Origin of the sequence: Sulfuricaulis sp., assembly GCF_049587675.1 — a bacterium.
GTDB lineage: Bacteria > Pseudomonadota > Gammaproteobacteria > Acidiferrobacterales > Sulfurifustaceae > Sulfuricaulis.
Genome location: NZ_JBAVEJ010000214.1, coordinates 1 through 9,476, shown reverse-complemented (window position 1 = coordinate 9,476; position 9,476 = coordinate 1). Strand labels below are relative to the sequence as shown.

The 9,476-nt window shown below is 59.7% G+C and carries 12 protein-coding genes and 2 pseudogenes; 7 read left to right on the top strand and 7 right to left on the bottom strand.

What is annotated here, in order from left to right; all coding sequences use genetic code 11:
* The 6 genes and pseudogenes from WB402_RS11170 to WB402_RS11145 form a co-directional block, all read right to left on the bottom strand.
* Positions 1 to 335 (bottom strand): annotated as a pseudogene (locus tag WB402_RS11170) (hypothetical protein); the annotation flags it as partial.
* 156 nt (positions 336 to 491) lie between these two features.
* Positions 492 to 1,289 carry a 4,5-DOPA dioxygenase extradiol gene (gene ygiD / locus WB402_RS11165; protein ID WP_424207859.1) on the bottom strand — a complete coding sequence of 266 codons (798 nt, stop codon included), beginning with the start codon at positions 1,287 to 1,289 and terminating at the stop codon, positions 492 to 494.
* Positions 1,290 to 1,311: 22 nt separating this feature from the next.
* Entirely contained in the window at positions 1,312 to 1,920 is a 609-nt protein-coding gene (gene gstA / locus WB402_RS11160; RefSeq protein WP_424207857.1) for a glutathione transferase GstA, read from the bottom strand.
* An 84-nt stretch (positions 1,921 to 2,004) separates the two neighbouring features.
* A complete protein-coding gene (locus WB402_RS11155) occupies positions 2,005 to 2,991 on the bottom strand; it encodes a glutathione S-transferase family protein (protein WP_424207855.1) in 987 nt (328 codons plus the stop codon).
* A 19-nt stretch (positions 2,992 to 3,010) separates the two neighbouring features.
* Positions 3,011 to 3,430 carry a DoxX family protein gene (locus tag WB402_RS11150; RefSeq protein ID WP_424207853.1) on the bottom strand — a complete coding sequence of 140 codons (420 nt, stop codon included), beginning with the start codon at positions 3,428 to 3,430 and terminating at the stop codon, positions 3,011 to 3,013.
* Between the two features lie 218 nt (positions 3,431 to 3,648).
* A complete protein-coding gene (locus WB402_RS11145; protein ID WP_424207851.1) occupies positions 3,649 to 4,335 on the bottom strand; it encodes a pirin family protein in 687 nt (228 codons plus the stop codon).
* 123 nt (positions 4,336 to 4,458) lie between these two features.
* Here WB402_RS11145 and WB402_RS11140 point away from each other — a divergent pair, with 123 nt between their 5' ends.
* Positions 4,459 to 5,358, top strand: coding sequence for a LysR family transcriptional regulator (locus WB402_RS11140; protein ID WP_424207849.1), 900 nt, complete (start codon positions 4,459 to 4,461; stop codon positions 5,356 to 5,358).
* 337 nt (positions 5,359 to 5,695) lie between these two features.
* A complete protein-coding gene (locus WB402_RS11135; RefSeq protein WP_424207847.1) occupies positions 5,696 to 6,247 on the top strand; it encodes a DsbA family protein in 552 nt (183 codons plus the stop codon).
* On the opposite strand, the gene WB402_RS11130 is transcribed toward WB402_RS11135, so the two are convergent.
* A complete protein-coding gene (locus WB402_RS11130) occupies positions 6,228 to 6,644 on the bottom strand; it encodes a YqaA family protein (RefSeq protein WP_424207846.1) in 417 nt (138 codons plus the stop codon). The genes WB402_RS11135 and WB402_RS11130 overlap by 20 nt on opposite strands.
* A 182-nt stretch (positions 6,645 to 6,826) precedes the next feature.
* Between WB402_RS11130 and WB402_RS11125 the strand changes: the two genes are divergently transcribed.
* The 5 genes and pseudogenes from WB402_RS11125 to WB402_RS11105 all read left to right on the top strand — a co-directional run.
* On the top strand, positions 6,827 to 7,228 hold the full coding sequence (locus tag WB402_RS11125) for a YajD family HNH nuclease (protein WP_424207844.1): 402 nt from the start codon (positions 6,827 to 6,829) through the stop codon (positions 7,226 to 7,228).
* A gap of 5 nt (positions 7,229 to 7,233) precedes the next feature.
* Entirely contained in the window at positions 7,234 to 7,716 is a 483-nt protein-coding gene (locus WB402_RS11120) for a WbuC family cupin fold metalloprotein (protein WP_424207843.1), read from the top strand.
* A 313-nt stretch (positions 7,717 to 8,029) separates the two neighbouring features.
* A complete protein-coding gene (locus WB402_RS11115) occupies positions 8,030 to 8,518 on the top strand; it encodes a hypothetical protein (RefSeq protein WP_424207842.1) in 489 nt (162 codons plus the stop codon).
* A gap of 142 nt (positions 8,519 to 8,660) precedes the next feature.
* The gene (locus WB402_RS11110) at positions 8,661 to 9,296 is read left to right on the top strand and encodes a TatD family nuclease-associated radical SAM protein (RefSeq protein ID WP_424207841.1); all 636 of its coding nucleotides are present in this window, start codon (positions 8,661 to 8,663) and stop codon (positions 9,294 to 9,296) included.
* Between the two features lie 13 nt (positions 9,297 to 9,309).
* Positions 9,310 to 9,476, top strand: a pseudogene (locus WB402_RS11105) (U32 family peptidase); the annotation flags it as partial.

Genomic DNA, 9,476 nt, shown 5'->3' with positions numbered 1-9,476 from the left:
CCGGTGCGGGCTTCGATCGTGGGGCCAGGATAAGTCGCGCGCGCGTCGCCGGCGGCGTAACCCCAGACGGCGGTGCGCAGCGGCTTGCCGCTCGCGGGATCAACAAGCCCCAGTTCCTGTTCGACCTGCTGCATGCGGATGCGGTAGTAATCCACGCCTGGGGCGCGCATGGTGTCGGGTATCGCAGTCGCGGCGAGCGGGTTGGACAGGGCGTTGACGAACTTCGGCTGGCTCCCCGGGTCGAGCCGGTCGGTGGAATCTGGTGGTGCATGCACGCAGGCGCCGAGCATTGCAAGAGCGATAAATCCGGTTACCTTGGCCGCGCGCATGTACATGGCGATTCGCTTTCCGGTTGATGCAGGATAAAGACGTGTCGATGTCCGAGATCATAACACCGGCTCGATACCTCGACACACGGGCAGAAAGCCTGGATGCTGAATTCCTCCGGGCGCCTCAATGACTTGACGGGCAATTCGTCGGCTGGTATCGGGTTAATCCGCCTCAAGCCCGACCACAGCTGTGAGCATCCCGATGGAACCATGCTCGATCCCGTCGATGGGTAGTGAAATCCCCTCGTGGCCACTCTGAAGCGCGATAATGTACAGCAGCGGCAGGTAGTGTTCCGGCGTGGGGACGCTGAGACCGGCATCCGCGTCTAGCGCCGCATACTCGATCAGTGACCCATGATCGCGCGCGGCGAGATAGCCGCGCACCTTGTCATCGAAGCGTACCGCCCAATCGTGAGGTTTCGCGTCTTCGGTCCATTGAATCCGCCCCAGGTTATGCACCACGTTACCGCTGCCGACGATCAGCGCGCCTTCGTCGCGCAGCGCTGCGAGTTTTTGTGCCAGTTCGTAATGAAAGCGCGGCGGCTTCGTACCGTCGATACTTAGCTGCACCACCGGGACATCCGCATGAGGAAACGCATGTACCAGCACCGACCAAGTGCCATGGTCCAGTCCCCATGAGTTGTCCAAGGTCACCTCGACGGGTGCCAGCAGCTGGCGCACGCGATCGGCAAGCGCAGGGTCACCGGGCGCGGGATACTGCACCTCGAAGAGTTCCTGCGGGAACCCGCCGAAATCATGAATGGTTCGCGGCTGTTTCATCGCGGTCACAGCGGTGCCGCGCGTGTACCAGTGCGCGGATACCGCCAGGATCGCCTTCGGTTTTGGCACAGACTCGCCCAGGCGTCGCCAGGCTTCAGTGTAGCGATTATGCTCAAGCGTATTCATCGGGCTGCCGTGCCCAAAGAACACCGCCGGCATGCGTGACGTGCCAGATGTCATCTCGTTCGGGCGTGATGCCGGATCATTTGATCAGCCCCTCGGCCTTCATGGTTTCCTTGACCGCCGGGCGTGCGGCGATGCGGCCCGCGTAGTCCGTGAGTGTCGGCCACTTGCTCATGTCGAGCTTGAACAAATGCGCCCAGCCGAGAATCGTGAAGAGATAGGCATCGGCGATCGTGAATTTATCGCCCATCAGATACGGTTTGCTGCCGAGCACCTTCACCAGGAAATCGCAGCGCCGGCCGAACAACGCGATCTGGTTGTCCTTCCATTCCGGCGTGAGCTTGGGATTGAACAGGGCGCTGAGCGTCTTGTGCACTTCAGAAGAGATAAAGTTCAGCCATTCCATGAGACGGTAGCGCTCCATCGTCCCGGCCTTGGGCGCGAGCCCGGGGGCGGGCTTCAGGTCTGCCACGTATTGCAGCAGGACTGCGTCTTCGGTCAGGACCTGGCCGTCGTCGAGCCGGAGTGCCGGGACATAACCCTTGGGATTGATCTGGTAGTAGTCCTCGCCGTTTGCGGTCTGGTGCTTGGCGAGATCCACCTTGTCCAGATCGAACGGAATGCCGGCTTCGCGCAGCGCGATATGCACCGCCATGGAGCAGGCGCCAGGGTAATAATAGAGTTTCATGTGTTTCTCCTGTGTCATGTGTCGACGATTGTGAAATATTCACGGCGATGTCTCGGATCGTGGGTTCAGTAAAAATCAAAAAACTCAGAATGTTTCACGCACTACCTGCCGTGCGAAACGATTGCGGTCATGCGCGCGGCTGAAATCGAGCAGTGGCCCCAGCGGTACGATGCCCGACGGGTTGAGATGCCGGTGGCTCAGAAAATAATGCCACTTGATATGGTCGAGGTTCACGGTCCCGGCCACGCCGGGCTGCTGGTACAGGTCGCGCACGTAGTGGGACAAATTCGGATAGTCTTCGATCCGCTTCAGGTTGCACTTGAAGTGCGTGACGTACACCGCGTCGAAACGCAGCAGCGTGGGCAACAGCCGCCAGTCCGCCTCGGTGATGGAATCGCCGAGCAGATAACGCGTTCGATCCAGTCGCGCTTCGATTTCATCCAGCGCGTCGAACAGTCGCTTGACCGCGCTCTCGTAGACGAGCTGACTGCCGGCGAAGCCGGCCTTGTAAACGCCGTTGTTGATACGCTCGTACACAAAGGCGTTGATCGCGTCGATCTCCTTCCGCCGGGCAACAGGATAGAATTCGGTTTTCACGCCGGTGAAGGCGTTGAACTCGCCATTCAGCATGCGGATGATTTCGGACGACTCGTTGTTCACGATGGTTCGCGTCTGTTTGTCCCATAGCACCGGCACGGTGACGCGCCCGCTGTAGTCCGGGAGCGCGCGGGTGTAGACCTGGTGCAGGTAAGTTGCTCCGTTGACGGTATCGGGTATGCAGCTCTCACCGTCTGTGAATGTCCATCCCTGATCGGACATCACCGGATCCACGACCGACATCGAGATCACATCCTCGAGCTGCTTGAGCCGGCGATAAATGATCGTGCGATGCGCCCACGGGCAGGCGAGCGAGACGTACAAATGATACCGTCCCGGCTCGACGCGAAAGCCACTCGATCCGTCGGCCGTGATGGACCCGCGGAACTGGCTTTCGGCGCGGACAAACTCGCCGGCGGTCTTGCTGGTGTCGTACCAGCCTTCATGCCACTCGCCTTTAATCAAATAGCCCATGGGACTTGTCCTTTCCTCGTTAGGCCGGTTGCCGCACAAGGCTCGCGGCCGAGGCGCGCAAGGCCCGCGCGCCATCACCGAGCAGGGCCTGCACTGCAGACGCGATCGCGAGGAACACAGGATACTCCCATCCGCCATTGGGCACGCTGAATATCCAGCCATCGGGAATGTGCACCATCGCCGCACCGATCAGAATGGGGATGAGGGCAAGCGAAACCCAGTGCGTGTACACGCCGAGCACCAGCAGGACGCCACCAACCAGCTCAGCACCGAACACGACATAGGCCAGGAAACCGGGATATCCGGGCGTCTCGAAAAATTTGACCGTGCCGGGCAGCGTGAATACCACAAGCTTTAGCAACGCATGGGCGATGAACATGACACCCAGGCCCAGACGCAACAACAATGCAGCATAGGGGGCGGTATTGGTGTTAATCATGGTTTTCTCCTTAAGGAGTAATGATGAGGTTCAAAGGAAGTCAGGCCGGGGTTCAGCCGGTTTGTTTCGGTGCGCGCCGGTACCCGCCACTTGATGCCGCGACGGGGACGCGTTATCCACGAAAGCGCATGCTGTACAGATTCATCCATGCGTTGACACTTGCAGCAGCGTGGAAAGTGAGAAGATTTGATCAAGCCCATGTTTGGCTCCTCCTTGAATTATGGCAAATCAAACAACAGAACTTCGGCTGAACCTTCGGCGGTCAAACTCAGCGTCGGCTCGTTCTCGATGCCTGCGCCATCGCCGGCATGCAACATTGTTCCGTTGAGCTTTACCGCGCCGCGCGCGACCTGAAGCCATGCGCGCCGCCCGTGCGCGAGCGTGTGTGTCACCTCGTTACCATTCAGGCGCGCGGCGTAGACGCGCGCATCCTGATGGATGGTGAGCGAACCGTCGTGACCGTCGGGCGAGGCCACCAGTCGCAGCTGGCCGCCGAGCCCGATGCGCTTCTGCTCGTAACCCGGCTTCACGCCCTGCCGGTCCGGCAGGATCCATATCTGCAGAAAATGCACCGGCTCGCTTTGGGAGTGATTGAATTCGCTGTGGCGAATGCCGGTGCCGGCGCTCATGCGCTGCACCTCGTCGGGTCGTATCACCGAGCCGGTGCCGAGGCTGTCCTTGTGCTCGAGCGCGCCCTCGAGGACGTAAGTGATGATTTCCATATCGCGGTGCGGATGGGTGGGGAAGCCCTCGCCCGGCGCCACCCGATCCTCGTTGATGACCCGCAGCGCGGAAAAGCTCACATGCTTCGGGTCGTGATAATCGGCGAAGGAAAACGTATGCCAAGAGTCGAGCCAGCCGTGATTGGCGTGGCCGCGGTCATGAGCCTTACGCAGCTGTAACATGTCATTGCTCCTTTTTTTTTGCCTTGTTTTATTCACATATATTGAATATGATTCAAAGGATATTCCTGTAATTTATTTCTTGATAGCGATAAATTCCGGTTAAGTTAATCAAAAATACTGAATATGCGTCTGACCCTGGATGCTCTGACCGTCTTGGATGCCATCGGCCGCAAAGGGAGCTTTGCGGCCGCCGCCGAGGAACTGCACCGCGTGCCCTCGGCCATGACCTATGCGGTACAGAAGCTGGAAGAGGACCTGGACGTGCTGCTTTTCGATCGAAGCGGTCACCGTGCCCAGCTCACCGAGGCGGGTAAACAGTTATTGAGTGAAGGGCGCCATCTGCTGCACGCCGCCGCCGAGCTCGAGGCGCGTGTCAAACGCGTCGCCACCGGTTACGAGGTCGAACTGCGCATCGCGGTCGATGACGTTATTCCGATGGAACGGCTTTACCCGTTGTTCGGCGAATTCTATGTCCAGGACTGCGGTACGCGACTGCGCATACTCACGGAGGTTTACGGTGGGGCATGGGACGCTTTAGTGACGGGACGCGCGGATCTCGTGATCGGCGCGCCGGGTGAGGGGCCATCCGGAGGCTTTTCGACGCGACCGCTGGTTTCGATAGAGTGGCTGTTCGCGGTGGCGCCGGCGCACCCGCTGGCGAAAGTACCGGAGCCGATCCCGCCCGAGGAAATACTCAGGTACCGCTCGGTCGCAGCCGCCGACAGCTCGCGCAACTTGCCGCCGCGCACCTCGGGCCTGCTCACCGGACAGGACGTGCTGACGGTTCCGGACATGCGTCACAAGATCGCGTTTCAGTGCGCCGGGCTCGGCGTGGGTTACGTGCCTGCGCACATGGTGCGGGCGGAGCTCGAGGCCGGCCGATTGGTGGCGAAACAAGTGCTCGAAACAAAGCCCGGCATGACGCTGCTGACCGTATGGCGCACGGCTGACAAGGGCAAGACGCTGCGCTGGTTTCTCAGGAAACTCGAGGATGGGAAGTTTCGCGAAAGCCTCGTGTCCTGAGATCCCCAATTGGCGCGCCGTTGCGGAGACATCTACACTAAAGCAATCCATTCTTGTGTATCCTGACCGAGGTCACTCCCCGATGACAGATTGCAGCCACAGACGAGCGGGTTCCCCGCGCGCACACAAGACCGGTGCAGGTATTTTTCTGGTGTTGGCCACTATGCTATTGGGCGCCTGCACGACACCGTCGCCTACGTCGGCATCCGCCAGCGAACCGGCCACGGCGGATACCCCGCAGAGAAGCTCAAAGTCATCTGGCATCGCTTATCAGGAAGGCGCTGTTTCCATTGCCAGAATCGCGCCACCCGTGGTTGGTCTTGCAGGCGCTCACCGGATGGGAAACGCACAGGCAAAACTCGGCATCGTGGAATTTTCCGATTACCAGTGTCCCTATTGTCGTGGTTTTCACGATCAGGTTTTCCCCCGGCTCAAAAAGGAATACGTCGACACCGGCATCGCGCAATTCATCCACAAGGACCTGCCCCTGAAATCGATTCATCCGCAGGCGCTGCCCGCCGCGCTGGCAGCCAGTTGCGCCGGTGCGCAGCAACGCTTCTGGCCGATGCATGAGGCCTTGTATGCGAACCATGGACGGCTGGGCCCAGGGCTTTACCCGCAGCTTGGGCACGAACTTGGCCTGGACGAAGCCAAATTCACGGCTTGTCTCGGCGACGCCTCGCGCGAGCAGGTCATCATGCGCGATGTTGTCGAAGCGCGGGGTCTGGGCATTACCGGCACGCCGTCATTCGTGATCGGAAAAATCCAGGGGGATGTGCTAACGGTGGTGCGGTTGGCCAAGGGCGCGCCGAGCTTCGAGGTCTTCGCGCAGGAAATCGAGAAATTGCGCAAAACGCTGGATTCAGGTGCTACACCACAAACAAAATAACCGCATAGCGCGCCGCCTTGCCGGCGCCGATGAAAAGCGCCGCCAGCCAGCCGTTCATGCGCAGCCAGCCGGCCGCGAAGCACAAAGGATCGCCGACGATAGGGAGCCACGACAGCAGCAACAGCGGGCTGCCCCATTTTTTCAGTTGCGCAATCGCGCGCTGCTGCTTGGACTGGCGCGGCTGATCTAGCGGGTAGCGCTTCGCCAGCAGCCATCCGAGCAGCCAGGTGCTCATGCCGCCAAGCGTATTGCCCAGCGTCGCAACCCCCAGCAGCGTTACGGGGCTGTAATGGTGGCCATGTCCCAGCGCCGCCAGTACCACTTCGGACCCGCCCGGGAACAGCGTGGCAGACACGAACGCGCTGACGAAAAGACCCCAGAGGCTCAGGTCATCCACGGCGGTTCGGCGGGCGAAAGTTCATTCCCCCATCATGCCATGCTTTAGAACGTTCTGAATAATTCACTTTCATCGTGCGCGAGGTTTAGATTCCCACGGAATCCACGCCATTTCACGAACCCATCGTGTATTAATCAGAACGTCCTTTATATAATGAACGAACGAATTCAGGTGACATTCCGATGGCAGGCAATAATTCCGGTCCGCGCAAACCGTTCGGACAACTCGACAGCAAAAAGCTCGACGACGTCGTCGCGAAAGCGCACAAGCAGCGCGACACGCGCATGGCCGGCTACCGCGAGCAGTCGCTCAAGCTCCATCCGTGGGTCTGCGGACGCTGCGGTCGCGCCTTCACGCGCGAGAACCTGCACGAGCTTACCGTGCACCACAAGGACCACAACCACGACAACAACCCGGCCGACGGCAGCAACTGGGAGAATCTCTGTCTTTACTGTCACGACAACGAGCATCAGCGGTTTGCGTACCTGGTGCGTGGCGAGGGATTCATGCCCGAAGCAGATAAGAAAAAACCGGCGACTCACAATCCCTTCGCCGGTCTCAAGGAGAAATTGAAAAACAGGTAGGCCGGATGCGCATGAACACCTTCCAGATCATTGACCGCGATTTTCTCGAACAGGTTTCCGCAGAGGCCAAGAAATCTCCGCGCCGGCGCAAGAATTACAATTTTCACGCCTTGGAAACCGACACCTGCAACCGGCTCCTGAACGCTATCGAGCCCAATTCCTATATTCAACCACATTGCCATCACGAGGCTGCCAAGGATGAAACGCTGATCGTCGTGCGTGGACGACTCGGCGTGATGTTTTTCGACGAGCGTGGCACAGTAACTGCCACGGTGGTGCTGACGCCGGCGGGCGAGTCAGTTGGAGCGAACATCCCGCATGGCATGTATCACACGCTCGTGGCGCTCGAACCGGGCAGCGTGTTTTTCGAGGCCAAGGCCGGCCCCTATGTGCCGCTCACGCCGCGTGAAAAAGCGCCGTGGGCGCCGGCGGAAGGCGAGCCGCACGCAGCTTCTTACCTTGCGGATTTAAAACGTCTGTTTACCTGAACCTGTCGATCGTTAATGACGCGTCGGTTGTATTCTTGCTTTGTGCCGCTGTCGTTTTTCTGACTTGCCCGGCGCGCCAAGTAGCCGTATGAATTTCCCTGCCGTGCGCGCGTTTTTTCTATCACGACAGGGGTATTCCCAAAAAACCCGATTCGTCGGCGGCTGTTTGACCTTGGTCAAATGCATTTCGTCATGGAGCAGTTATTTAGAGCGGGAGGATTTCAGCACAAGGACTGGAATCGTTGCGTCAGAGAAGCAAGAGGCATGACATTTCAACGAAGAGTGAGCACTGACAGGAGAACCAGGGAACAACATGACAACGAAAAAAAGCGTTACGATTTATTGGGCGATCATCGGTTTGTTGCTGCTCACCATCGCCGGGCTGGTCCTGAAGTTCGTGGTACTGGGCCGCACCGGGACGGCGGCCGATGGCAGGGTGACGATCCTGCTCGAACCGTCCGAACGTGCCGTGGTGTTGAATGAGATGCGCCAGTTTCTCGCCGGCATCCAGGGCATGCTCGAGGCGGCCGAGCGCGGTGACGCGGCCGCGATCGCGAAAATCGCGCGGCCGCTGGGGATGGCGGCGGCGCACAACGTGCCCGCCGGGCTGGCGGCCAAGCTCCCGCTGGAATTCAAGACGCTGGGCCACAGCGTGCACGGGGATTTCGATCGTATCGCCATGGACGCCGAGGCCATGAACGATGCCCGGCTTTCGCTGCGCCAGTTGGGCGAGACCATGAAAAAATGCGTCGCCTGTCACGCCACGTACCAGATTGCGGCCATGCCAGTTGCCGTCCGGTAGTCGTCGGAAAACCACACCGCCTTTATTGGGAATATCCCGTGCCGCCCGCGGCATGGCACTGTGACGGCTGATCTTTGATCTGTGTCAAGCGCGCCGCCGGCGTCTGTGTCTATGATTCAGTTTTTCCAGAGAGACCCGCGACGTGTCCAGCCCGCGCACATCAGCCATCAAAACACTGCCGGCGCAAACCATTGGTTATACGCTGCGCGACAGCCGTTACCTGAACATCACCAACCGTTGCACGTTGCGTTGCGAGTTTTGTCCAAAATTCAACGGCATGTGGGCGGTGCAGGATTATCAGCTGCGCCTGGATCACGAGCCGACGCTCGAGGAGATTGTCGCGGCGGCAGGAAATCCGGAGGACTATCGCGAGATCGTGTTCTGCGGTCTGGGCGAACCGACACTGCGCCTGTACACGCTGCTCGAAGCCGCCACGCGCTTGCGGCATCGCGCCAAACGCATCCGGCTGAATACCGACGGTCTGGCCAATCTGGTGTATGGACGCGACGTGACGCCGGACATGGAAGGCCTGATCGACGCGCTGTCGGTGTCGCTCAATGCCCAAGACGACGAGACCTACAACACGCATTGTCGTCCCAAGCTTCCCGGGGCTTACGAGGCGATGCTGGATTTCGTGAAGTGCGCGCGCGAGTTCGTGCCGGAAATCACGCTGACGGCCATCGACGGGTTGCCGGGAGTCGACATGGCTGCGTGTGAAAAAATCGCTCAACGACTCAGGGTGGGTTTTCGCCGTCGCGTGCTCGACGTGGTGGGCTAGGTATTTTTCGCTGATGGCGACAAACAGGAAATTGGAACTCGTCTGCCCCGCGGGGAGCATGACAGCCCTCAAGGCGGCCGTAGATAACGGCGCCGACGCCGTTTATATGGGCTTTCGTGACGGCACCAACGCGCGCAATTTTCCCGGCCTCAATTTCGATATCAACGAAGCAAGCCAGGG

Coding starts and splice junctions, on each gene's coding strand:
- ygiD (WP_424207859.1), bottom strand. CDS start 1,289: ATGACATCTGGCACGTCACGCATGCCGGCGGTGTTCTTTGGGCACGGC.
- gstA (WP_424207857.1), bottom strand. CDS start 1,920: ATGAAACTCTATTATTACCCTGGCGCCTGCTCCATGGCGGTGCATATC.
- WB402_RS11155 (WP_424207855.1), bottom strand. CDS start 2,991: ATGGGCTATTTGATTAAAGGCGAGTGGCATGAAGGCTGGTACGACACC.
- WB402_RS11150 (WP_424207853.1), bottom strand. CDS start 3,430: ATGATTAACACCAATACCGCCCCCTATGCTGCATTGTTGTTGCGTCTG.
- WB402_RS11145 (WP_424207851.1), bottom strand. CDS start 4,335: ATGTTACAGCTGCGTAAGGCTCATGACCGCGGCCACGCCAATCACGGC.
- WB402_RS11140 (WP_424207849.1), top strand. CDS start 4,459: ATGCGTCTGACCCTGGATGCTCTGACCGTCTTGGATGCCATCGGCCGC.
- WB402_RS11135 (WP_424207847.1), top strand. CDS start 5,696: ATGGGAAACGCACAGGCAAAACTCGGCATCGTGGAATTTTCCGATTAC.
- WB402_RS11125 (WP_424207844.1), top strand. CDS start 6,827: ATGGCAGGCAATAATTCCGGTCCGCGCAAACCGTTCGGACAACTCGAC.
- WB402_RS11120 (WP_424207843.1), top strand. CDS start 7,234: ATGCGCATGAACACCTTCCAGATCATTGACCGCGATTTTCTCGAACAG.
- WB402_RS11115 (WP_424207842.1), top strand. CDS start 8,030: ATGACAACGAAAAAAAGCGTTACGATTTATTGGGCGATCATCGGTTTG.